The sequence below is a fragment of the Bacillus sp. SIMBA_005 genome (genome assembly GCF_046535585.1).
GTDB classification, from domain to species: domain Bacteria; phylum Bacillota; class Bacilli; order Bacillales; family Bacillaceae; genus Bacillus; species Bacillus pumilus.
In genome coordinates this window covers 1-390 of record NZ_JAWRWI010000075.1, presented here as the reverse complement: position 1 = coordinate 390, position 390 = coordinate 1, and the positions used below count along the sequence as shown (strand labels likewise).

Below are 390 nucleotides of genomic sequence, written 5' to 3'. Positions count from 1 at the left end.
AGGCGCGTGTCAGAGAACTGCATCATCTTCTTTCGTGGGAGGGCGGGCCGCAATGAGCGGCCCGCCCGCTGCGTCTGGCGGCTCAGTCCAGCGGCTCGTAGTTCTGGTCCATTGCCTCGAGCACGCCGTCCACGGTGTTCTGCCCGGAGAACAACTGTTGGACCGCTGCCATGTACGAGTCGACGCCCGTCGGCGACTTCCACAGCTGATTCGGGAAGATTCCCGTCGGCTGCTCCTCGAACGCTGCCGACATCGCCTCGAGCCCTGCGGGCGCGGCACCGTCGCGAGGGATGACGTTGTAGCCTGCGGCGAGCGCGGCGAGATTCTCCGGCTCATTCACGAAGTCGACGAACTTCCGCGCCGCGTCGACGTGTTTGCTCTTCTTATTGA

General features: G+C 64.4%; 1 pseudogene. It reads right to left on the bottom strand.

Going from position 1 to position 390, the window contains the following annotated elements:
* Nucleotides 1–82: 82 nt before the first annotated feature.
* Nucleotides 83–390: pseudogene (locus SB660_RS19160) on the bottom strand (hypothetical protein); the annotation flags it as partial.